At 71.7% G+C, this 22,200-nt stretch carries 21 protein-coding genes and 2 pseudogenes; 14 read left to right on the top strand and 9 right to left on the bottom strand.

Going from position 1 to position 22,200, the window contains the following annotated elements:
* The first annotated feature begins 74 nt into the window (after window positions 1-74).
* Both ACZ4SA_RS03100 and ACZ4SA_RS03095 read left to right on the top strand, forming a co-directional pair.
* Window positions 75-239, top strand: a complete 165-nt coding sequence (locus ACZ4SA_RS03100; RefSeq protein ID WP_468269197.1) for a hypothetical protein — start codon at window positions 75-77, stop codon at window positions 237-239.
* Between the two features lie 150 nt (window positions 240-389).
* Entirely contained in the window at window positions 390-1,247 is an 858-nt protein-coding gene (locus tag ACZ4SA_RS03095) for an SAM-dependent methyltransferase (protein WP_468269195.1), read from the top strand.
* 45 nt (window positions 1,248-1,292) lie between these two features.
* Here the strand turns inward: ACZ4SA_RS03095 and ACZ4SA_RS03090 are convergent, their stop codons facing one another.
* From ACZ4SA_RS03090 to ACZ4SA_RS03075, 4 genes are all read right to left on the bottom strand, one after another.
* On the bottom strand, window positions 1,293-1,475 hold the full coding sequence (locus ACZ4SA_RS03090; protein ID WP_468269193.1) for a hypothetical protein: 183 nt from the start codon (window positions 1,473-1,475) through the stop codon (window positions 1,293-1,295).
* Between the two features lie 12 nt (window positions 1,476-1,487).
* Window positions 1,488-2,063 (bottom strand): PadR family transcriptional regulator, encoded by a 576-nt coding sequence (locus tag ACZ4SA_RS03085; RefSeq protein ID WP_468269191.1) that lies wholly within the window; start codon window positions 2,061-2,063, stop codon window positions 1,488-1,490.
* Window positions 2,064-2,207: 144 nt separating this feature from the next.
* Window positions 2,208-3,080 carry a septum formation family protein gene (locus ACZ4SA_RS03080; RefSeq protein ID WP_468269189.1) on the bottom strand — a complete coding sequence of 291 codons (873 nt, stop codon included), beginning with the start codon at window positions 3,078-3,080 and terminating at the stop codon, window positions 2,208-2,210.
* Window positions 3,081-3,263: 183 nt separating this feature from the next.
* Window positions 3,264-5,330 carry an NADPH-dependent 2,4-dienoyl-CoA reductase gene (locus tag ACZ4SA_RS03075; RefSeq protein ID WP_468269187.1) on the bottom strand — a complete coding sequence of 689 codons (2,067 nt, stop codon included), beginning with the start codon at window positions 5,328-5,330 and terminating at the stop codon, window positions 3,264-3,266.
* 679 nt (window positions 5,331-6,009) lie between these two features.
* On the opposite strand from ACZ4SA_RS03075, the gene ACZ4SA_RS03070 reads away from it, so the two are divergent.
* The 5 genes and pseudogenes from ACZ4SA_RS03070 (at window position 6,010) to ACZ4SA_RS03050 (ending at window position 8,591) form a co-directional block, all read left to right on the top strand.
* Complete coding sequence (locus tag ACZ4SA_RS03070; RefSeq protein ID WP_468269185.1) at window positions 6,010-6,240, top strand: hypothetical protein; 231 nt, start codon at window positions 6,010-6,012, stop codon at window positions 6,238-6,240.
* Window positions 6,241-6,285: 45 nt separating this feature from the next.
* Window positions 6,286-7,080: a bestrophin-like domain gene (locus tag ACZ4SA_RS03065; RefSeq protein WP_468269183.1), complete on the top strand. Its 795-nt coding sequence runs from the start codon at window positions 6,286-6,288 to the stop codon at window positions 7,078-7,080.
* 73 nt (window positions 7,081-7,153) lie between these two features.
* A pseudogene (locus ACZ4SA_RS03060) lies at window positions 7,154-7,426 on the top strand (5,10-methylene tetrahydromethanopterin reductase); the annotation flags it as partial.
* A complete protein-coding gene (locus ACZ4SA_RS03055; RefSeq protein WP_468269181.1) occupies window positions 7,423-8,067 on the top strand; it encodes a CE1759 family FMN reductase in 645 nt (214 codons plus the stop codon). The pseudogene ACZ4SA_RS03060 and the gene ACZ4SA_RS03055, both read left to right, overlap by 4 nt.
* A gap of 65 nt (window positions 8,068-8,132) precedes the next feature.
* Window positions 8,133-8,591, top strand: a complete 459-nt coding sequence (locus tag ACZ4SA_RS03050; protein WP_468269179.1) for a universal stress protein — start codon at window positions 8,133-8,135, stop codon at window positions 8,589-8,591.
* A 103-nt stretch (window positions 8,592-8,694) separates the two neighbouring features.
* On the opposite strand, the gene ACZ4SA_RS03045 is transcribed toward ACZ4SA_RS03050, so the two are convergent.
* From ACZ4SA_RS03045 to ACZ4SA_RS03035, 3 genes are all read right to left on the bottom strand, one after another.
* Window positions 8,695-9,552: an ABC transporter permease gene (locus ACZ4SA_RS03045; protein WP_468269177.1), complete on the bottom strand. Its 858-nt coding sequence runs from the start codon at window positions 9,550-9,552 to the stop codon at window positions 8,695-8,697.
* Window positions 9,549-10,520, bottom strand: a complete 972-nt coding sequence (locus ACZ4SA_RS03040; RefSeq protein WP_468269175.1) for an ATP-binding cassette domain-containing protein — start codon at window positions 10,518-10,520, stop codon at window positions 9,549-9,551. The genes ACZ4SA_RS03045 and ACZ4SA_RS03040 overlap by 4 nt, the downstream gene beginning before the upstream one ends.
* Window positions 10,521-10,901: 381 nt before the next feature.
* Complete coding sequence (locus ACZ4SA_RS03035; protein WP_468269173.1) at window positions 10,902-11,309, bottom strand: hypothetical protein; 408 nt, start codon at window positions 11,307-11,309, stop codon at window positions 10,902-10,904.
* A gap of 161 nt (window positions 11,310-11,470) precedes the next feature.
* On the opposite strand from ACZ4SA_RS03035, the gene ACZ4SA_RS03030 reads away from it, so the two are divergent.
* The 4 genes from ACZ4SA_RS03030 to ACZ4SA_RS03015 all read left to right on the top strand — a co-directional run bounded on the left by ACZ4SA_RS03030 (window position 11,471) and on the right by ACZ4SA_RS03015 (window position 15,878).
* Entirely contained in the window at window positions 11,471-12,502 is a 1,032-nt protein-coding gene (locus ACZ4SA_RS03030; RefSeq protein ID WP_468269278.1) for an endonuclease/exonuclease/phosphatase family protein, read from the top strand.
* Between the two features lie 70 nt (window positions 12,503-12,572).
* Window positions 12,573-13,535 carry an NADP-dependent oxidoreductase gene (locus ACZ4SA_RS03025; RefSeq protein ID WP_468269171.1) on the top strand — a complete coding sequence of 321 codons (963 nt, stop codon included), beginning with the start codon at window positions 12,573-12,575 and terminating at the stop codon, window positions 13,533-13,535.
* 66 nt (window positions 13,536-13,601) lie between these two features.
* Window positions 13,602-13,859, top strand: coding sequence for a DUF2630 family protein (locus ACZ4SA_RS03020; protein ID WP_468269169.1), 258 nt, complete (start codon window positions 13,602-13,604; stop codon window positions 13,857-13,859).
* A gap of 66 nt (window positions 13,860-13,925) precedes the next feature.
* The gene (locus tag ACZ4SA_RS03015; protein ID WP_468269167.1) at window positions 13,926-15,878 is read left to right on the top strand and encodes an FUSC family protein; all 1,953 of its coding nucleotides are present in this window, start codon (window positions 13,926-13,928) and stop codon (window positions 15,876-15,878) included.
* A 35-nt stretch (window positions 15,879-15,913) separates the two neighbouring features.
* Here ACZ4SA_RS03015 and ACZ4SA_RS03010 read toward each other — a convergent pair whose 3' ends face one another.
* Window positions 15,914-16,318 (bottom strand): RNA-binding S4 domain-containing protein, encoded by a 405-nt coding sequence (locus ACZ4SA_RS03010; RefSeq protein WP_468269165.1) that lies wholly within the window; start codon window positions 16,316-16,318, stop codon window positions 15,914-15,916.
* A gap of 246 nt (window positions 16,319-16,564) precedes the next feature.
* On the opposite strand from ACZ4SA_RS03010, the gene ACZ4SA_RS03005 reads away from it, so the two are divergent.
* Together ACZ4SA_RS03005 and ACZ4SA_RS03000 are read left to right on the top strand one after the other, a co-directional pair.
* On the top strand, window positions 16,565-18,037 hold the full coding sequence (locus tag ACZ4SA_RS03005) for an APC family permease (RefSeq protein ID WP_468269163.1): 1,473 nt from the start codon (window positions 16,565-16,567) through the stop codon (window positions 18,035-18,037).
* Between the two features lie 45 nt (window positions 18,038-18,082).
* The gene (locus tag ACZ4SA_RS03000) at window positions 18,083-19,042 is read left to right on the top strand and encodes a hypothetical protein (protein WP_468269161.1); all 960 of its coding nucleotides are present in this window, start codon (window positions 18,083-18,085) and stop codon (window positions 19,040-19,042) included.
* A gap of 10 nt (window positions 19,043-19,052) precedes the next feature.
* Here the strand turns inward: ACZ4SA_RS03000 and ACZ4SA_RS02995 are convergent, their stop codons facing one another.
* Window positions 19,053-21,110, bottom strand: a complete 2,058-nt coding sequence (locus ACZ4SA_RS02995; RefSeq protein ID WP_468269159.1) for a PhoX family protein — start codon at window positions 21,108-21,110, stop codon at window positions 19,053-19,055.
* A gap of 315 nt (window positions 21,111-21,425) precedes the next feature.
* On the opposite strand from ACZ4SA_RS02995, the pseudogene ACZ4SA_RS02990 reads away from it, so the two are divergent.
* Window positions 21,426-22,200, top strand: a pseudogene (locus ACZ4SA_RS02990) (hypothetical protein); the annotation flags it as partial.

Raw genomic sequence — 22,200 nt, 5'->3', positions numbered from 1 at the left:
GAACGATGTGCGCTCATCGCGGTCGCCGGACCCGTGACGGACGGACCCGCGACGGACGGGCAGCCGACGGAAGCGTGACGGCCGGGCCGGCGACGGAAGCGGGAGAGGTCCTGGTGTCACCGACGGTCTCCGCCGACGGCGGCGCCTGGAGCGACGAGGAGCAGGAGGAGCAGGAGGACGGGGGGTCACAGGACAGGAAGCGACCACAAGAGGGGCACGATCGCCACGACGAGGACTGACACGCCGCTGCTTTGTGGTCGATTCCAAGTCACCTTTCCGAGAAGGAGAGTTGAGCGACCGGATATGCGCCCGGGGCGCGTGGGGCGGGGGTAGTCTCGCGACGACCGAGCCAAGTACGCCGCGATGTCGGAAGAGGCGGAGAGCGCGCTGTGATCGACGACCACCGGCCCGAGAAGGCCTCGATACCGTACGACGTGCCCACGTCCGCGCGGGCGTACGGCTGGATGCTGGGCGGCAAGGACAACTACGAGGTCGACCGCGACTTCCTCCTCTCCACGCTGCCGGACTTCCCGGAGTGCGTCGACATCGCCCGCCAGAACCGCCAGTTCCTCTACCGCGCGGTGCGCCACCTGACGCAGGAGGCGGGCATCCACCAGTTCATCGACATGGGCTGCGGACTTCCCACCGACAACAACGTCCACCAGGTGGCGCAGCGCTTCGCCCCGGACGCCCGCATCGTGTACGTCGACATCGACCCGATCGTGCTCGCGCACGGCCAGGCGCTGCTCGCCGACAACGCGACCACCAGCGTCATCACCGCCGACATGCGGGACCAGCAGTCGGTGATCGGCCATCCCGATGTGCGACGGCTGATCGACTTCCGTGAGCCGGTGGCAGTGCTGTTCCTGTCCGTGGGCCACCACCTCGTCGACGCGGACGACCCGCGCCGGATTCTGCGTACCCTCGTCGACCAGGCAGCGCCCGGCAGCTTCGTGGGCTTCTCCCAGGTCGTCGCCGACGACCCCGTCCGGGGCGCCGAGATGACCGCCCACATCTCGGCGGGGGGCATTCCCTGGCAGACCCGCACACCTGCGGAGGTCGACGCACTGGTGGAGGGGCTGGAGCCGGTGGAGCCGGGACTGGTCGACCTGGCCGACTGGCGGCCCGACCCCGACCAGCCGCCCCTCGCTTCGGTGCACCCCGCCCTGTCCCCGTACCTCGGCGCCACCCAGGACAGCAAGGGCATCTACGAGTACGGCGGGCTGCTCCGCAAGCCCCGGTCGTAGCATCCCGAGCGGTGTTTCCGCCGGGGCAGGTCGCACCGGGTCGGTTCAGGTCAGCGCGATGAACAGGCCGAGCGTCAGCACGGCGAGACCGGCACCGTACAGGGCCGGCGTCAAGGAGCGTGCCTCCGTCGACGGGTCGGCGCCGCCCGCGCGGGCGAAGCCCACGGCGGCTTTCAACAACAGGGCGAGAGCGGCCACGCAGAAGGCGGCGATCAAGGAGTCCGTCACGCGGCGACGATCTCACGGGGCGTCAGGTTCCGCATGTCGGGAGGGCACGGCATCCGGGCCCGCGAGCTCCGCCAGGGTGTCCGTCAGCCACGTCGTCCAGAACGTCTCCAGTTCGATACCGGCCCGCAGCACCACATGGCGCAGCCGGTCCTCCCTGCTCGCCCGGCGCTCGGGCGGGAAGTCGCGCTCCTCGATCGCCACGTAGTCGGCCAACTGTGCCCTGTGCAGCTCCAGATGGCGTACGAGCTCCGCGTCCATGCCCGCGCCTCCCACCACGGCCGCCGCGCGCAGACGCAGCAGCAGCGGGTCGCGGATCTGCCGGGGATCGTCCGAGCGGTTCACCCAGGCCGCCAGCTCCTCCCGGCCCGCGGGCAGGACCTCGTAGTCCTTCTTCTGCCCGCGGGTGGGCTGTTCGGACGGCAGGGCCCTGATGTGCCCGGCCTGCTCGAGCTTGCCCAGCTCCCGGTAGATCTGCTGGTGGGTGGCCGACCAGAAGTAGCCGATCGACCGGTCGAACCGGCGGGTCAGCTCCAGCCCGGAAGAGGGCTTCTCGAGCAGGGCCGTGAGGATGGCGTGCGGGAGGGACATGGGCGCATCGTAGGACTCGCGTCACCGGGGCCTGCCACGCACCCGGCGCGGCCGGTGCCTCGTTGAAGGCCGCCGTACCTCGGCGAACCCGGCCCGGGCTCGCCGAGACGGGCGCGCCCGCGTCCGCGCCCGCCCTGCAGTGCGTCAGCCCGCCCAGACCTCGGCGTCGTCGGCCGGAACGGTGGTGGCGAGGCCGAGTTCCTTGCGGGCCGCGACCGTCTTGTTCGGGTCGATACCGGTGAAGGCCGGGTCGTAGGCGAGGTAGAACGCGTCGGCGTCGGCGGCGTTCGCGGCCTTCTTCCAGTGGCCGGCGGTCTTCTCCAGCTGCGCGCGCAGCTTGCCGGTCTCCGTGCCCTTGATGTCCTGCATGCCCTTGATGTGCGCGTCGAGGGCGGCGGCGACGGCCTTGGCCTGTCCCTTGTAGCCGTCGAGGTCGTCCTCGACGCTCTCCGCCTCGGACTGGTTCATCCACAGAGCCTCGTAGACGGCGTTGGCGCCCTTGAGGTAGGCGGCCTGCTCCGGCTTCGACGAGTCGGCCTTCAAGGAGCCGGTGAACGTGCCGTTCTCCTTGGTGTAGGTGCAGCTCACGGCGCGGTCGCCGGTGGTCCAGCTCTCGGTGGTCGGCGTGTAGTAGAACATCTCGACGCCCTTGGGGAGCGCCCAGGTGTCGGGGGCGAACTTCGCCGCCTCTGCCGGGCACCGCTCGTCGGCGATCTTCGTGACCGCCTCGTCGCCGGGGAACGCCTTGCCTTCGTCGAGCGTGAACTCTCCGACGACCTGGGCCTGGTGCGCCTCGCCGCAGGGCACGACCTCGATGGCGAGCGCCTCGCCCTCGGCCTTGCCGTTCGGGTTGTAGCAGTCTCCGGTGCTGAGGGAGAACACCGAGCGCTGGCGCGCCACCTTCTCCGCGCCGTCCTTGGCGCTGTCGACGACGGAGCAGCCCACCGCACCGACCGCGAGCAGGGCGACGACGGCGGGTATGCCGCGCAGGGGGTGTGACGGGGTGCGGAGAGCCATGACGCGTACATCCTCTTACGAAAGTCTTATGAATGTCGTGCGCATGGTATGCCACCGGTGTGACCGGGCCGTGGACGGGTGAAACGGCCCGGAGAGGACGCGAAATGCGCCGCCCACCGGACCGGACACACCGGGTCGTACCGGCGCATCAATGCCTCCCGAGCACCGGTAGGCGACGCGTCATCAGAGGGCGGCCGCCAGCCGCGTCCCCTGGTCGATGGCGCGCTTGGCGTCCAGTTCGGCCGCCACGTCCGCGCCGCCGATGAGGTGGACGGTCCGGCCGGCGGCGGAGAGCTCGTCGTACAGGCCGCGCTGCGGCTCCTGACCCGTGCAGAGCACCACCGTGTCGACGGGCAGCACCGACGCCGTGCCGTCGACGGTCAGGTGGAGGCCTTCGTCGTCGATCCGCCGGTAGGTGGCGCCCGCCGTCATCGTCACCCCGCGGTGCTTGAGCTCCGTGCGGTGGATCCAGCCCGTCGTCTTGCCGAGGCCGGCGCCGACCTTGCTGGTCTTGCGCTGGAGGAGGTGCACGGTGCGCGGCGAGGCCGGTCGCACGGGCGCGGTCAGTCCGCCCCGGGCCGTGTAGCCGGTGTCGACTCCCCACTGGCGGAAGTACGTCTGCGCGTCCAGGCTCGCGCCCTCGCCGCCGTCGGTGAGGAACTCGGCGACGTCGAAGCCGATTCCGCCGGCGCCGATGACGGCGACCCGCTCGCCGACGGGCGCGCCGTCGCGCAGCACGTCGAGGTAACTGACCACGTTCGGGTGGTCGATGCCGTCGATCTCGGGCATCCGCGGCGTGACGCCGGTGGCGACGACGACCTCGTCGAATTCGGCGGCCGGAAGGTCGTCGGCGGTGACACGCACACCGAGGCGCACCTCGACGCCGTGTTCGCGAAGCTGCGTACGGAAGTAGCGCAGCGTCTCGTCGAACTCCTCCTTGCCCGGGATGCGCTTGGCGATGTTGAGCTGGCCGCCGATCTCGTCCGCCGCGTCGAAGAGCGTCACGGTGTGGCCGCGTTCGGCCGCGGAGACGGCGCAGGCCAGACCGGCGGGCCCCGCGCCGACGACGGCCACGCGCTTCTTCAGACGGGTGGGCGCGAGGACGAGTTCGGTCTCGTGGCAGGCGCGCGGATTGACCAGGCAGGACGTGATCTTGAGGCTGAAGGTGTGGTCCAGGCAGGCCTGGTTGCAGCCGATGCAGGTGTTGATGGTGTCGGAACGGCCGGCCCGTGCCTTCGCCACGAAGGCGGGGTCGGCGAGGAACGGCCGGGCGAGCGAGACCATGTCGGCGCGCCCGTCGGCGAGAAGTCCCTCCGCGACCTCGGGCGTGTTGATGCGGTTGCTCATCACCAACGGGACCGAGACGGCGCCCATCAGCTTCTTGGTCACCCAGGTGTACGCACCGCGCGGAACGGACGTCGCGATGGTGGGGATACGGGCCTCGTGCCAGCCGATTCCGGTGTTGATGATCGTCGCGCCGGCCGCCTCGATCCCCTTGGCGAGCGTGATGACCTCTTCGAACGAGGAGCCGCCGGGCACCAGGTCCAGCATGGACAGCCGGTAGATCAGGATGAAGTCGGTGCCGACCGCCTCGCGCGTGCGGCGGACGATCTCCAGGGGCAGCCGGACGCGGTTCTCGTACGAGCCGCCCCAGCGGTCGGTGCGGTGGTTGGTGGCGCTCGCGATGAACTCGTTGATGAAGTAGCCCTCGGAGCCCATGATCTCGACGCCGTCGTAGCCCGCCGACTTCGCCAGCCGGGCGGCCCGTACGAAGTCCTCGATCGTCTCCTCGATCTCGGCGTCGGTCAGCGCGTGCGGGACGAAGGGGCTGATGGGGGCCTGGAGGGCGCTGGGCGCGACCAGGTCCTGGTGGTACGCGTACCGGCCGAAGTGCAGGATCTGCATGGCGATCCGGCCGCCCTCGGCATGCACGGCGTCCGTGACGACGCGGTGCTGCGCGGCCTCGTCCTCGGTGGTGAGCTTGGCGCCGCCCTCATAGGGACGGCCGCGGTCGTTGGGTGCGATGCCACCGGTGACGATGAGCCCGACACCGCCGCGGGCGCGCTCGGCGTAGAAGGCGGCCATGCGCTCGAAACCGCGCTCCGCCTCCTCGAGGCCGACGTGCATGGAGCCCATCAGGACGCGGTTCGGCAGGGTGGTGAACCCGAGGTCGAGCGGGCTGAGCAGATGCGGGTACGCGGCCTGTCCGGTCGCGGCGGTGCTCGTGCTGCTGCTGGTGCTCGTACTCATCGGGTGCCTCCTCGCACGGGTGTCCTCTGATTTCTAGCCTCACCGGGAGCCTTTTGCAACAAAGTGCAAAATGATCCGCGCCACAGGATCGTCCATGCGGTCGCACAAATTCACCCATCAGCCATACGGGTGATCCTGGTCATACGATCACGTTCCGGACCTCTACCGTGTCCTCGTGGCGGGATGGCAGCACGTGAGCGCACTGGGGATCGCGGCGATCCTCGGAACACAGGGGGCCGTGATCGGCACTCACGCACCCGAAGAGGCCAACGGGTCGGGGCACGCCGAGGTGTCGGCCGGTGCACCCGAAAACGGCCCGGAGCCGGAACCCGGTGCGGAGTCCGCCCCCGGACCGGAGTCCGCCCCCGGACCGGAGCCCGCACCGGGCCGGCCGCCGCCGACCCTGGGCGTGGCGGTGTCGCTGCCCGGCCTGGGCGGGCTCGCGCTCTCCGTGACCGTCGGACTCGGGGACTGCCCGAGGCACCCGCCCCCTCCTCCCCCCGAGCCCCCCGCTCCGGAACCACCGGCACCCGCACCCACCCCCACACCGCCTCCGCCTCCGCCTCCCCCTTCCCCTTCCCCTTCACCTTGGCCTTCGCCTCAGGCGCCCTCGCCTTCCGGCGAGCCCTCGCCCGTGGTGCCGGCCGCCCCGCCCCCGGAAGAGCCCCCGCCCACCCCGGTGCCTCCGGAAGAGCCTGAACCGGACCCGGCGCCGCACGCCGCCGGCCCTCCGCCGGAGCGGGTCGAAGCCGTCGCCATCCGCACGTACCGGCCCACGACCGGAGCGCCGGAGCCCACGGGGACGCCCCTCACGATCCTGATGCTGGTGACCACGATTCCAGCCGTGCTCGCCGCGGCCCTGCTGCGTCCCCGCTCGCAGTCCGCCGCCAACCGGCGCGGGCGCGCCTGAACCACACCCCGCACCCCAGCCCTCCCCACACCACCGGAGACCCCCATGTCCGAATGGCTGGTCCTGGCCGTCGCGATGGCCGCCGCCTGCGCCGTCGTCCTCGTCGTCACGCTCCTCAGTCAGCGCAGGCCGCGCGGCGCGGACGCGGCGGACGAACTTCCGGCACGGGACTCACCCGAGACGCCCGACGTCCTCGAGTACATGGTGATGATGGTCGGCGTCGTGTACGCGATCGTGCTGGGCCTCGCGATCGCGGGCGTCTGGGAGGCGAGGGGAGCGGCTCAGGACGCCGTACGTACGGAGGCTCAGGCTCTGCACGAGGTGACCCAGCGCGCGCAGGTCTATCCCGCCGACTTCCGCGACCGGCTCCGCAAGGACATCGACACCTATGTCTCCGAGGTCGTCGACGACGAGTGGCCGCGGATGGTCAGCCACGAGGAGCTGTCGCCCCGCGGGACGGAGCTGCTGGCGGTCGTCCGGACCGATGTCGCGGAACGCGAACCGACGAACGAGCTGGAGGCGCAGGCGTACCAGCCGATGCTGGACCAGGTGGCCGCCGCGGAGGTCGCCCGCAACGCCCGCGCGGCGGGGGCCGGCGAGACGCTGCCGGGCATCGTCTGGTTCGGCCTGATCAGCGGAGCCGTCATCACCATCGGACTGATCTTCACGATGCAGATCGGCCGGACGTTCCGGGAGCTGCTGCTCGCCGGCCTCTTCAGCGCACTGATCGCCTTCCTGCTCTTCCTGGTGTGGGACTTCGACGCGCCCTTCGGCCGCTCGGGCTCCGAGTCGGCGGACGCCTTCCGCCAGCTCTTCCCGGGCGCCGCCGGGCCCGGCTGAGGGCAGGGCACCGCGGCTCGGAGCAGCCTTGGAAAGCGCGGAGCGGCCTTGGAACAGGGGTCGGGGTCTGACGGTTGAGCGGCTCGGCTTCCGCGACGCCGTCGGCGACTACCAGCGCCAGCTGTTCCTGATGGACCACGCTGGACTGTCGCTGAAGACGGTCCTCGAGCAGCTCGGCCTCCTCGGCGAGGAGGTCGTGCCGGTGCTGCGCGAGGAGTTCGCGAAGCTGCGACCCGCCGGAGTGCCGGAGGCTGCGCCGCCGCACCCGGCCGTCCTTCGTCGAAGCGCGAGCGGCGACCCGAACGACGACACGCCGGGCACGGAGAACTCAAAGGAGACGTCATGACACAGCAGGCCGCACCCCTGAACCTCGTGGTCGTCTCCGCCGGGCTGGGGGTGCCGTCCTCCAGCAGGCTGCCGGCCGACCGGATCACCGAGTCCGTACGCCGCGAACTCGCCGACAGTGACCGTCAGGTGCGGGTGGGTGTCGTCGAGTTGCGCGACCTCGCCGTGGCGATCGCCGACAACCTGGTGACCGGCTTCCCGGCGAAACCGCTCGCCGACGCCATCGAGGAAGTGACCGGCGCCGACGGGCTGACAGCCGTGACACCGGTGTTCACCGCCTCGTACAGCGGACTGTTCAAGTCGTTCTTCGACCTGACCGAGCCGGACGCGCTCACCGGAGAACCGGTGCTCATCGCGGCGACCGGCGGGACGGCACGGCACTCTCCCCGAGGCCCTGGGGCCTGGGAGGCGCCCCCAGTGCTGGAGCACGCGCTGCGACCGCTCTTCGCCTGCCTGCGGGCGCTCGTGGTGCCCACCGCCGTGTACGCCGCGTCCGAGGACTGGGGCGGCACGGGCGACGCGCTCACCGACGCCCTGCCGGACCGGATCGCCCGCGCAGGCCGCGAACCGGCCGCCCTGATGGCCCCGCGGACCACGGCCGAGCCGGACCACGCCACGCCCACTGCCGACCTCTTTGCGTAGTTATACGTGCTCTTGATCCGTTTTACGTACGCTTGCACCGGGCTACAGCTACGGAGGTGGCGGGTATGGCGGACGAGACCAACACGGCGGGCGCAGGCAGGATCGTGGTGGGCGTCGACGGCTCCGAGCCGTCGATCAGGGCCCTGAGATGGGCCGTACGGCAGGCGGGGCTGACCGGGGACCCCCTGGAGGCCGTCATCAGCTGGGAGTACCCGTCCGCGGGCTGGGCCGCGATGGTCCCCGCCATGCCGGCCGACTTCGACCCGGAGCAGCTGGCGGCCAAGGTGCTCGCCGACAGCCTGGAGCAGACGGTCGGCGCCGAGGCCGCCGCGGCCGTGACCCGGACGGTCATGATCGGCAGCGCGGCGCAGGCCCTGATGGACAGGGCGGACGGCGCCTCGCTTCTGGTCGTCGGCGACCGCGGCTACAGCGGCTTCAAGGCGACCCTGCTCGGCTCCGTCGGCCTGCACCTCACCCAGCACGCGCCCTGCCCGGTCGTGGTGGTGCGCGGATCGGCCGACTGACGTTCTCCACCGGCGGGACGAGCCCGGCCCGCCCGGGCAGAAGGTCGAGCAGATGTGCCCCCGCCCGTCGGGGGCACCTCTGTGCGCGCGGGGGCGCCGCCAGTCACTTGCGGTTGTAGAGGCGCATCGTCACCGAGCCGAAGACCACCACGAGCACGGCCGACCAGCCCAGCGACCAGGCGATGTCCGCCGTCGGCCAGTTGCCCGCCATCAGCTCCCGGACGCCGGTGGCGACATGGGTGACCGGGCTGTTGTTGACGAAGGCCTGGAGCCAGCCCGGCATCGTCTTCGGGTCGACGAAGACATTACTCAGGAACGTCAGCGGGAAGATCACCATCATGCTGACGCCCATGACCGACTTCTCGGTCCGCAGCAGCAGGCCGAACATCGTCCAGATCCAGGAGAAGGAGAAGGAGAAGACCATCAGCAGCGCGACGCCGAGGACGACGCCCACGACACCGCCGTCGGCCCGGTAGCCGATGAGCATGCCGACCCCGAGCATCACGGCGGAGGCGATCAGATAGCGCACCACATCGCCGAGGAGATAGCCGACCATCGGCGCCGGCCGCCAGATCGGCAGCGTACGGAAGCGGTCGAAGACGCCCTTGGAGATGTCGGTGTTCACCGCGACGCCCGTGTACATCGTGATCATCACGACGCTCATCGTGAGGATGCCGGGCAGCAGGAACTGGATGTAGTCCGAGACGGAGCCCGCGATGGCACCTCCGAAGAGATACGTGTACATCAGCACCATCATGATCGGGAACGCCGTCACGTCGAACAGCTGCTCCGGCACATGTTTGATCTTGAGCATGGCCCGCCAGCCGAACGTCACCGACGCCGAGAGCGCGCTGGGTCGCGGCGGGCGCTCCGTGGCGACCAGCAGCGCGGCGAGATCCTCCGCCTTCGGGGCCTGCAGATCGAGGTCGATGGCGTCCTTCGTGGTGGCAGCGGTGCTCATGCCGGCTCCCCCTTCTTGTCGGTCAAGGCGAGGAAGACCTCGTCCAGGCTGGGCTGTCCCAGCGCGAAGTTGTCGACGGTGATTCCACTGCGGGCCAGCTCGGCCAGGGCGTGCGCCGCCTGCTCGGCCGCGCCGCGGTCGGTTCCGTGGCCGTTGACACGGGCGGTGAGCGCGACCGGGTCGGCGTCGAGCAGCACCTCTGCACCGAGCGCGGCGGCCAGCACCCGCTCCGCCTCGGACCGCTGGTCGGCCTCGCGCAGCCGCAGATGCACCGCGCCGGAGCCGACGGATGCTTTCAGTTCGCCCTTCGTGCCCTCCGCGATCACCTTGCCGTGGTCGATCACGGCGATACGCGAGGCCAGATGGTCGGCCTCGTCCAGATACTGCGTCGTCAGCAGCACGGTGGTGCCCTGGGCGACGACGGCGCGCACGATGTCCCAGACCTGGTTGCGGCTGCGCGGGTCGAGGCCGGTGGTGGGCTCGTCCAGGAACAGCAGGTCGGGGGTGTTGAGGATGGACGCGGCGATGTCGATCCGGCGCCGCATGCCGCCCGAGTAGTTCTTCACCTGCTTGTCGGAGGCCTCGCGCAGACCGAACGCCTCCAGCAGCTGGGCGGCGCGCTCGCGAGCCGCGGGCTTCGCGTGGCCGAGCAGCCGGGCGAGAAGGACCAGGTTCTCCGAGCCGGTGAGGTCCTCGTCGACCGAGGCGTACTGCCCCGTGAGGCTGACCCGGCTGCGGACGGCGTCCGCGTCCTTCTGCACGTCCTTGCCGAATACCAGGGCCTCGCCGCCGTCCGGGCGGAGCAGGGTGGCCAGCATCCTGACCGTGGTCGTCTTGCCCGCGCCGTTGGGACCGAGGACTCCGTAGACCGTGCCGGCCGGCACTCGGAGATCGACGCCGTCCACGGCGCGATTGTCACCGAAGACCTTCACCAGCCCGGTGGTCTCGATTGCCAGATCTGTACTCATCGTCAGTCCTTCGGTTCCTTCTCGTCCGTGCGATGCAATGCAGACGCGGCCGGATGGGGAAAGTCATCGGTCGGGGGCATGTGGTGCCGGAAGCCACAGGGGCGATCGCGCGGGCCTCGCGCAGGGCAGGGCCCCGCCGACTCGGTTGGCCAAGCATGAGGGCCGCGGCCGGTGTGGTCGAGGCGCTGGAACACAGCGCGCGGCCGCCGGATCCGATCCGGCGGCCGCGCGAGACGTGGGGAAGCAGATGGTGCACCAGCTCGCCACCCCTCGGCAACGCCTTTTGCACAGGTCAGGCCCGGCCAGGGCTAACCACAGCACGAAGCCCGAGGGCAGCGCCCCCGGGCTTCGCCCGCGTCACACGTGCGTGCCGCACCCGCGTCACTCGTGCGTGTAGAAGGCGTAGAACGCCGTCAACCCCACCCCCACCCCCACCGCGATGCCGATGCCCGCGGATCTCAGGACGCTGCCGCCTGCCAGGCTGGTCAGGAAGCCGATGGTCGCCGCGGCCAGCACGCCGTAAGCGAGGGCGCGCAGTTCGCGCGGCAGCGAGTGCTGGATGCGGCCCAGTCCGAACGAGAGCGCCCCGAGGACCACCGCGGTGATCACTCCGAGGACCCACTGACCCCAGGTGGCGACGCCGCCGTCCTCGACGCGCTGGATGAAGGCGGCCCAGATGCCGAACGTCAGGCCCAGGGTGAGGGGCACCGCCCAGGCGAGGGGGCTGTGGTGCCGGTCTCCGTGTGTCCGATGCCGCCGGTGGGTCGGCAACGCTGCGTGTGTGGCCATGGCGGAGAGCTCCTTCCCTGTCCCCCCACACCCCTCTTCAGAGCACACCCGCAGACGCGCGCAGGCAAGTCCTGGGAATGGGAGGGATACCGCAACGATCTCGTGAACGGCGGCGTCTTGTGAACAGCAGCATCTTCACGACGAGCAGGAAGGCGGCCGGTGTGGACAGTGCGTACCAGGAGCAGGCCGACGAGGCACCGTACGACGCCGGACCGCGCTCCTCCGGCCGCCGGCGGGCGGGCCGGCGCGCCACGGCATGGTTCGCCGGGCTGCTGCTCCTCGGCCCCGCCGTCGTCGCCGCATGCCGCACCGCGGACAGGGACGGTGTCACGCCGGTCCCGCAGTTGCTCGCCTTCCTTCCGTGGCTGCTGCTGCCCGCGGGCGCCGCCCTGCTGCTCGCCCTTCTCGCACGCCGGCGTTTCCTCGTCGGCTGGGCGGTCACCGTGCTCGCGGTCATCGGGTGGTTCGTCAGGCCGTACGACACCGGGCTGACCGACGAGCCGCCGGGACCGGTCGTCGCAGGTGTCGAGGTCCTCACGTCGAACGTCGAGTTCGGGCAGGCCACCGAGGCCCTCGTGACCACGGTGCGCCGCGAGCAGCCGGACCTGGTGTTCGTCCAGGAGTGCGACCGCACCTGCTCGGCCGTCCTGGAGGCGGACGTTCCGCGCGGCGACTACCCGTACCGCACCGTCGTCGACGGCGATGCGGCCTCCGGTTCGGCGATCCTCAGCAAGCATCCGCTGCGCGCCGCACCCGGCGTCGACGGCACACTCGCCATGCCGGGTGCCGTCGCCGAGATCTCCGGCCGGTCCGTCGAGCTCCAGCTCGCGCATCCGCTGCCGCCCGTGCCCGGCGCGGTAGAGGACTGGCGCCGTGAGCTGGGTCTGCTGCGGGCTTACGCGGCAGGGACGAACGGGCGTCCGACGGTCGTTGCGGGCGACTTCAACGCGGGTCAGGACCATGCCGCCTTCCGCCGCGTCCTGGAGGCGGGCCGGCTGCGCGACAGCGCCACCCTCGCCGGTGCGGCCCGCACGCCGTCCTGGCCGGCCGATCTGCGCCGTCCGCTGGGCACCCAGATCGACCATGTGCTGGTCAGCGAGGACTTCTCGGTGCGCGGGGCCCGCTTCCTCGACCTGCCGGAAACCGACCACCGCTCCCTCCTCGTCGAGCTGGAACTGCACGATGTGCGCTGACCGCCCGGCCGGGTGAGAGTGGGGACGTGGTGCGAGCCACCGGGGGCCGTTCGGTCAGGAGGCATGGCGGATGCGTGCTGTCGCGGTCAGGGAGTACGGTGCGGAGCCCGAGCTGATCCAGGTCCCGAAGCCCGAGCCCGGTCGGGGCGAGGTCGTCGTCAAGATCGAGTACGCGTCCCTCAACCCCCTCGACTGGCAGATCGCCGACGGCGCACTCCCGTCCGGTGGTCCGGGCCGGGTCCCGCCGGAGTTCCCGCAGAGCTTCCCTCTGGTGCTCGGCACCGACTTCGCCGGCAAGGTGGACGTCGTGGGCCCGGGCGACAACCGTTTCCGGGTGGGCGACGCCGTGTTCGGCCGGACCTCCGGCCCACCCGCGGGCAGCTACGCCGAGTACGTGTCGGTGCCGCAGGACGGCCCGGTCGCGTTCGTACCGGACGGCCTCGCTCTGCGTGACGCGGCACTGCTGCCCACCGCCGGGACAGCCGCGGCGCAACTGCTCGCCGTGACCGGCGCAGGGGCCGGTGAGAGCCTTCTTGTCCTCGGCGCCGCCGGCGGCGTCGGCTGCCTGCTCACCCAGCTCGCCGCGGCCCGCGACGTGCGCGTCGTGGCCGTGGTGCGCGGCGACGAGCGGCGGCGGATGAGCGGACTCGGGGCGGCCGTCACCGTCGACGCCACCGCGCAGGACACGGCCGGTGCGGTACGGCGGGTGTGCCCCGACGGCGTCGACGCCGTGGTCGATCTGGTCGCCGGGACCCCGGAGTCGTTCGCAGCCCACGCGGGGCTCGGCAGACCGGGCGCGGTGGCCGTCGCGACCCGCTTCGACGGCGGTGCCACGCCGCTCGCGGGCGGTGTGGAGGGCATCGGCTTCCGGCTGGCCCCTTCGTCGGCGCCGCTCGACACGCTCGCCGCCGCAGCCGCCCGCGGGTCGCTGCAGACTCCGGTCGACACCGAACTGCCACTGGAGAAGGCACCGGACGCGCTGGCGCAGAACCGGGCGGGAGGTGCGCGGGGCAAAACGGTCTTCGCCCTGTGACTCCCACCCGTGGGGAACACGGGAACACGGGGCTCCCCCGCCGTCACGAAGCACGGAGCAGACGCCATGGACAACGAACACGTCGACGAGCAGATCATCGACGACATCGGCAATCTCGTCGCGGAGGAACGCGCCCTGCGCGACCGCTCCACCGAGCAGCAGGGCCTCGGCCCGGACGAACAGGCCCGCCTGCGAGAGCTGGAGATCCGGCTCGACCAGTGCTGGGACGTGCTGCGCCGGCGCCGCGCCAAGGCCGAGTTCGGCGAGGACCCCGGCACGGTGAAGGAACGGCCGGCGGACGAGGTGGAGAACTACCGCAGCTGAACGGGACCGCGCGGGCGGGCCTGCGGAGCTTGCGCCCGACGGCCTGTTCGGGATCTCTTGAGGACCATGGGAGAACCGGACGACGGCACGGGCGGACGCACGGGACGGCTGACGCCGCCGGACTGGCTGGTGCAGGGCCTGCTGCCCCACTCCGCGCCCGTCCCCAAAGCCGCCGTCGGCCGTGCGGCCGTCGCTCTGGCCGCCCCACTGGCCGTCGGGCTCGCCGTCGGCCGCCCCGAGTACGGGGCGCTGGTGTCGATGGGCGCGCTGTCCGGCGTCATCGGTGACACCGCCGACGCCTACCGGATGCGGCTGCTCAACATCGCCGTCCCCCAGTTCTTCGGCGCGGTCGGAGTCACGCTCGGCTCCCTGGTGTACGCGGAGGGCTGGTGGGCGGTCGGCGCGCTGACCCTCATCGCGCTCGTCTCCGGAATGATCTCCTCCATCGGCGCGGTGGCCTCCGTGTCCGGGCTGCTGCTCCTGCTCAACGCGGTGGTCGGAGCCGGACTGCCGATGCCGGGGCCGTGGTGGTACGCGCCGCTGCTGCTCATGGCCGGCGGACTGTTCGTCCTCGTACTGGCGCTGCTGGGCTGGCCCTTGCGCGGACGCGTCCCCGAACAGTCGGCGGTCGCCGCGACCTACCGGAGCGTCGCCGACCTGCTCGCGGCCGCGGGCACCACCGGCTACGACGCCCGCCGTCAGGACGTCACCCACGCGCTCAACACCGCGTACGACCTGATCCTCGCCCGGCGGGCCCGCGACCACGGGCGGCGCAGTCCTCTGGTGCAGCTGATCGCCCAACTGAACGTGGTGATCCCGCTGGTCGAGGCGGCGGCCGCGGCACACCGGTTCGGGCGTGCCTCGCGCCGCCCCGAAATCGCCGCCGCGGTACGTGACTTGGCCGACTCGGTGGCACAGGACCGCAAGGTTGCACCCGAGCTCGTCCTTCCGGCGCCGGAGGGCCCCGCCGACCGCGCGGTCAACAGCGCGCTGCGCCACGCGTCGGCCGTCGTCCACAAGGCGGACCACGACCTGACAGGCGTCGACGACCGGCTCGGCCGACCCGCCGCGCCGGGCGTCAGGGCACGGAGGGCAGTGCGCAACATGCTGCTCTCGGAGCCCTCCTGGCGGTACGGGCTACGGCTCGCGCTCTGCATCGGGCTGGCGCAGTCGCTGGTGCCGGTGACGCGCTCGTACTGGGTGGCGCTCACCGTCACGTTCGTGCTCAAGCCCGACTTCGGCTCGGTGTTCTCGCGCGCGGTGCTGCGCGCGCTCGGCACGGCCGCCGGGCTGATCGTGGCGGCGGCCGTGCTGGCGGTCGTGGAGCGCGGCTGGTGGGACGTGCCGGTGATGATGCTGCTCGCGGCGCTGATCCCGGCGTTCTCCGCGAAGGGGTACGCGTTCCAGACCGCGGCCGTCACCCCGGTGATCCTGATGCTCTCGGACATCCTCAACCGCCAGGGCTTCCACCTGGTGCTGCCGCGGCTGGTGGACAGCCTCATGGGCTGTGCGATCGCGCTGGTGGCGGGCTATCTGCTGTGGCCGGAGAGCTGGCACACCCGCGTCGGGGACCGGCTCGCGCAGTGCGTCGAGGACACCGCCCAGTACGTGGCCTGTGCGTTCGGCGGCATGGACCACGCCGAACGGGTGCGTGCCCGGCGGCGGATCTACCGGGACCTGTCCTCCGTGCGCTCCGAGTTCCAGCGCGCCCTGACCGAGCCGCCCCCGACCGGCGCGCGCGCCGCGGCCTGGTGGCCGCTGGTCGTCGCCGCCGAGCGGATCGTGGACGCGACGACGGCGGCACGGGTGCGTGTGGACCACGGGGCGCGGCCGCCCGGCGACGAGGAGGTCGCCGGGATCGAGCGGCAGCTGCGGGAGCTGGCGGACGGGCTGCGCTCGAGCGAGGTGCTGGTGGAGGTACGGGCCGAGCTGCCCGGCGACGAGGAGGGTGTGCTGGCGCCGCTGCGGCAGGAGGTCAGAGCGGCGCGGGCGATCGCGTCGCCCGCGCCGCCGTCGTGATCCGCGACGGGCGCGAGGGCCCGCCGCCGGGCCCTTCAGGCCTTCGGCCGGCCGCCGTGGAACCGCTCCAGCTCTCGCCGGTCACGCTTCGTCGGGCGGCCGGCGCCCCGGTCCCGTACCGCCGCAGGGGCCGTGAACTCCTTGGGCGGGGGCGGCGGGCTGTTGTCCACGTAGGCCTGCACCGCGACCGGCGGGCCGACCCGCTTGCGCACGATCTTCGAGACGACCACAAGGCGCTCCCGCCCGGCGTGGAACACCCGCACCTGGTCACCGACGCGCAGCGCCTGGGCGGGTTTGACGCGCTCGCCGTTGACCCGCACATGGCCTGCGCGGCATGCCGCGGAGGCCTGCGAGCGGGTCTTGGTGAGCCGTACGGACCAGATCCAGACGTCGACCCGTACGGTGCCCTCGCCTGACACGGACGAACCCTCTGCAGCCATGTACCGACTCTACGACGCCGGGCCCCGCCCACGGGGGGACCGGACCGGCACCCGGGACCGCGTACCCCGCACCACCGCGTGCGGGCCACGTGCGGGTGGGCCCGGACCCCACCCCCTCACCACAGCGCACACATCCGACTACGATGCGCACGATCTCCCATGACGGAGGCGTTCACTCCGTACGCGGGCGTTCGGTTTCTGACGTGTCGCCATACCCCATGCCGCACAAGGGCATTCGGAGATTTCATGCGCAGCAGTTCCGGCAGAGGGCTACGGCCCAATGTCCTCGGGACGTTCGACACCGTCGTCATGGCCGTGGCGGGCAGCGCCCCCGCCTACTCGATCGCGGCCACCACGGCCGTGCTCGTCGCCACCGTCGGGCTCGCGGGTCCCGCCGCGCTGCTGTACTGCGCGATACCCATGCTCGGTATCGTCCTGGCCTTCGGCAGGCTCGGCCGTATCGACGTCAACGCCGGTGCGGGCTACTCCTGGGTCGGCCGGACCCTCCATCCGTTCCTCGGATTCCTGTCCGGGTGGGCGCTGGTCGTCTCGACGACGATCTTCATGGTGGCGGGTTCCCTGCCCGCCGGCGCGATGACGCTGGCACTCTTCGACCCGGAGCTCGCCGAAAACAGGGCCCTCGCGACGACCGTCGGCGCGGGCTGGTTCCTCGCGATGCTGCTCGTCGTGCTGGGTGGAGCGCGACTGACCGTACGGGCCCAACTGCTGCTGACCGGTGTCGAATCGGCGATCCTGCTCTTCTTCATCGGCGCCGCGCTGCTGCACAAGGGGGCCGCTGCCGCCTTCGACTGGTCGTGGTTCGGCTTCTCGCACTTCGACGGCCCGGCGGGCTTCGCCTCCGGGGCGCTGATCGCCACCTTCTACTACTGGGGCTGGGACGTCACCAGCAACCTCAGCGAGGAGATCCGCGACAACCGCCGCACCTCGGGGCTCGGCGCGCTCGTCGGCGTCGGCGTGGTCTTCCTGCTCTTCGAGGCGTTCACCGTCGCCGTCAACGTCATCCTGACGGCCGGGGAGATCCAGGCCGCCGGATCGAACGTCCTGGCCGTTCTGGGCGCCGCGATCTGGCCGGGGGTGGGCGGAAAGCTGCTGGTCATCGCCGTGCTGCTGTCGACCGTCGCCACCCTTGAGACGACGCTGATCCAGGTCACCCGCTCGCTGTTCGCGATGGGCCGCGACCGTACGATGCCCGCCTCGCTGGGTCTGGTGCACCGCCGCTGGAACACCCCTTGGGCGGCTGTCCTGGTGGTCGGCGCCGTCGCGCTCGCCATGTTCGTGGCGTCCACCGCGCTCGGCTCCATCAGGGACGTCGTCACCGCCGCGGTCGCCGCGATAGGCCTCCAGATCGCCCTCTACTACGGACTCGCCGGCATCGCCGCGGTCGTCGCCTACCGCAGGACGCTGCTGACGTCCGTACGCGATTTCCTGCTCGGCGGCGCCTGGCCGCTGCTCGGCGCCCTGTTCATGCTGTGGATCTTCTTCGAGTCGCTCGGCGAGCTGAGCGCCGCGTCGATCGCGATCGGCATCGGGGGCCTCGCCGCCGGACTCGTCCCGATGATCCACTACTGGCGGCGGGGCAGCACCTACTACCGGCCCGCCCGCCTGGACGCGACCTGCGCGGTCGAGTCCGACGGCGGTGGGTGCCGCGATCCGCACCGCGCCGACTACGCCGACAAGGCACTGGCCACGGACTTCTGAACGAACGCCTTACGCACGCATGCACCGCCGAGGGAAGTGCCGCAGATGGTCGCACGCCGCCGCTTCGTACCCGACTTCGATCCCGCCTTCGGGGACCGGCCGCTCGCCGAAGCCCTGCACGACATCGTTATCGGCCGCTGGCAGGGCGTCCGCGACCTGCTCGGCGCCACCGGCGACGACTGGTCCCTGCGCACCCACCGGATCCGGCTGCTCGCCCACGCCGCGGCAGGCTCCTCGGCCACCGAGATATGGCGCGCGGCGGAACCGGCCAGCCCCGACGCGGCGGTCCTGCGCGCGGCCACGGAGGTCGTACGGGCCTTCCAGCTGGCGATCGCCATGGGCCGTGGAGCCGGTACCGACCGTGCACGGCTCGATGCCGCGCTCCGTTCCTGCCTCGCCGCCGCCGACGCCCACCCCGCCGACCCGATGCCGTGGGTGTCGCTGCTGACGATCGCCAGGCTGTACGAGGACGGGGTGCCGCGTCGTGAACTGCGGCGCTGGTGGGACGAGATGCGCCGACGCGACCCGCACAACGTCGAAGGTCATGTGCAGTTGCTGCGCTACCACTCGGCACGCTGGCACGGCACGCACGGCAGGATGTACGACTTCGCACGGGACGCGGCCGGCGCGTCGCCACCCGGGTCACCGCTGCCGGTGCTGGTGCAGATCGCGCGGGCGGAGGAATACCGGTACGTCGCCGACGCGGCACAGGGCCGGGCGGTACGCGGCTTCGACCAGCACTGGAAGCACGAGCTGGCGATCACGGAGATCCGCCGCACCTGGGAGCGGTGGATCCTGTGGCGCACGGACGGCCCGGTCGCGCCCCAGGAGATCGGCGAGCTCAACTATCTCGTCCACGCCGCCTGTCACGCCGGCCTGCGGCTGGAGGCACGCGGACTGTTCCAGCTGCTGGGAACGCGTGCCGCGCATCTCCCGTGGGCGTACACGGGAGATGCGGCGGAGCAGTTCACGAGGTGGCGCACACACCTGGACGCCACCTCGTGACCGCTGCCGGTCAGGCTCCGATGTCGCGCCCGTCCTTGCGGTAGACGGCGACGACCGACGGGCGGACCAGCCGGCCCGGCCCGTCGGGCCAGGCGCTCGCGGGCTTCTCGACGGACGCGCCGTCGACCTCGCCCGGGTGCTGCACGGCCACCAGGACACGGCGGTCCTGGATGATCGGGCCGCAGGTCTCCGCGCCGGTCGGCACGGTCAGGAACTGCTTGAGCTCACCGCGGCGCTCACCGCGGGTCGCGACGCCGAACAGGCCGTCGTGCGAACCGAGCTGAGCTCCGTCCGTGGAGATCCACAGGTTGCCGTGCGGGTCGAAGGCCAGGTTGTCCGGGCAGGAGATCTGGCTGACCTTGTCCTTCGGGTAGCCCGCGAAGTACGTGGCCGGGTCGTTCGGGTCGCCGGCGACCAGGAACAGGCGCCAGGCGAAGCCGTCGGAGGTCGGATCGTCCCAGTTCTCGGCGAGCTCCAGGACCTGCCCGTGCTTGTTGAGGTTGCGCGGGTTGGCCTCGTCGGCGCCCGCCTTGCCGGGCTTGCCGCGGTCGGTGTTGTTCGTGAGGGCGACATAGACCCGGCCGGTGCGGGGGCTCGGCTCGACGTCCTCGGGGCGGTCCATCTTCGTCGCGCCGACCTTGTCACCGGCGAGACGGGTGAAGACGTACACCTCCTCCGCGGTCATTCCGGGCACGTGCGAGACGTCACCCGTCGCGAGCGGGATCCACACGCCCGAGCCGTCGAACTCGCCGTCGTTCGGGAGCTTGCCGGTGCCGTCGACCTCGCCCGGCGAGTCACCGGTGAGCTTGGCGACGTACAGGGTGCCCTCGTCGAGCAGCGTGCGGTTGTGCGCGCGGGCGGCGCGGCTGCGGCCCTTCTGCATCCGCTTCGACGAGACGAACTTGTAGAAGTAGTCGAAGCGCTCGTCGTCACCCATGTAGACGACCGGGCGGCCGTCGTCGGTGAGCCGGGGCTGTGCGGCCTCGTGCTTGAAACGTCCCAGCGCGGTGCGCTTGGCGGGGGTGGAGTCGGGGTCGTACGGGTCGAGCTCGACGACCCAGCCGTGCCGGTGGATCTCGTTCGGCTCCTGCTTGACGTCGAAGCGCTTGTCGAAACGCTCCCACTTGCGCTCGGTGGCGCCGGAGCCGACGCCGTAGCGCTTGTCCGTCGCGCTCGAGCCGCCCGCGAAGTACTGGTTGAAGTTCTCCTCGCCCGACAGGATCGTGCCCCACGGGGTGGTGCCGCCGGCGCAGTTGTTGAGCGTGCCGAGCACCTTGGTGCCCGACGGGTCGGCGCTCGTACGCAGCAGCTCGCCACCTGCGGCCGGGCCCGTGAGCTCGAACTCGCTCGTCGCCGTCACACGGCGGTTGAGCGGGTGGCGCGTCACCGGGGTGAGCCGGCCGGAGCGGTGCTCCTCCTGGACGACGACAACCGACAGACCGTGCGCGGCCCAGGCGATCTCGACCTGCTCGCGGGTCGGGTTCTCGGGGTCGTACCCCTTGAACATCAGCATCTCGTCCGTGTACTCGTGGTTCGCGACGAGGACCTGACGACCGCGCTCGCCCTTCAGCGGCAGCAGGCTGAGGAAGTCGTTGTTGTAGCCGAACTGGCCGGCCTGTGCCTTCGCCGACTGCTTGTCCGGGTCGAAGGCGGGGGCGCCGCGCAGGATGGGCTCGCCCCAGCGGATGACGATGCTCTGCGCGTAGCCCTCCGGGACGGTGACCTTGTCGTCCTTGTTGGGCGCGACGGGCGCGAAGCGGAGGCCGCGGGCGCCGCCGGACTTGCCCGGCTTGCCGGGCTTGTGCCAGGCCGGGGTTGCCGCCTGCGCGGGCTGGGCGCCCTGCGCCACGGCCGCACCGCCGGCGGCTGCGGCGACGGTCACGACGGCGGCGGCGCGCATCATCGAGCGGCGCGACAGGGCGCTCGCTATGACATTGCCGACGTACTCGTTGTCGCTGGTGTTCGGGACCTCGTGGAAGCAGGCGTCGCCGCAGCGGTAGCGGCAAGTGAGGGCTGAACGTCCGCCCGCGTGCGGAGTCGTGTTCAACAGCGGCAGCAGTTTGCGCACTTCGTCCTCCTTCGGCGCACCTGCGCCGACATGGTGTCGGAATGTTTCCGGCCATGACGCTAAGGGCGTACATGTGCACGACGGCGGACGCAGGGTGAACGAGGGATGAATGCGGCACGGACGAAGCGCGGTTGGGGTGTGCGGGCGGAGCTTGTGGGTGCCTTGTGGGTGCCTTGTGGGTGCCTTGTGGGTGCCTTGCGGGTGCCCTCCCCAAAGGCGAGCGGGGCGGCCGCTAACCTTACGTGTCCGCCCCTGGCCTGCGTTGCCCGGGCAGGAGCGGACAGTCACACCCAACTCATGCGAAAGGCCTCGCCCATGGGTATTCGGAGCTTGCTGCGCAAGGTGTTCGGACGCGACCGTGCTGAGCATAACGAGTCGGCGGCAGCCTCGGTTCCGGCCCAGACCGAGCGCACGGAACCGGCCACGGAGGCGTCGGCGACGGTGCCTCCGCAGACGGCGACCGACCGGGCTGCGGATCTGGTCTCTGCGGCCTTCGACAACGCGCCCCCGCGCCACCGCGGCCAGTCGGTCCCGTCGGTCCCGTCGCAGTCCACGGGCACGCCTGCGACGAAGCCGGCCGCGGCCGGCGCGAAGTCCGCGCCGGAGTCCGTCGCGCCCGACACGGAGGCCGCGCCCGAGGCAGAGGCCGTCGCGCCGGACGCACTCAAGCCGCAGAACGACGCCCCCACCTCTGAGGCCACAGCCGCGGAGAGCGCCGCCCCCGACGCCGCCGAGCCCCAGGCAGAGGCCAAGGCCGCGGACACCACAGCCGCGGAAGCGGTCACGCCCGACGCAGCTGAGCCGCCGACCGAGCCGGAGGCCGTCGCGCCCGACGCCGAGCCGGCGCGGGACGAGGCCGGACCGCGGGCCGACGACGCAGAGGACACCGGCACCCCCATCGCGGCCAAGCCCGCCACGACGGTGCCCGACACCACCACGCCCGACCCGGCCGAGCCCCAGGCAGAAGCCGCGGACGCCACCGCCGCGGAGGCAGTCACGGCCGACGCAGCCGAGCCCCAGGCAGAAGCCGCGGACGCCACCGCCGCGGAGGCAGTCACGGCCGACGCGGCCGAACCCCAGGCAGAGGCCC

Source organism: Streptomyces sp. NPDC027962 (assembly GCF_055566095.1).
Note: the sequence above shows the minus strand (reverse complement) of the source record. Positions and strands in the feature narration are given on the sequence as shown.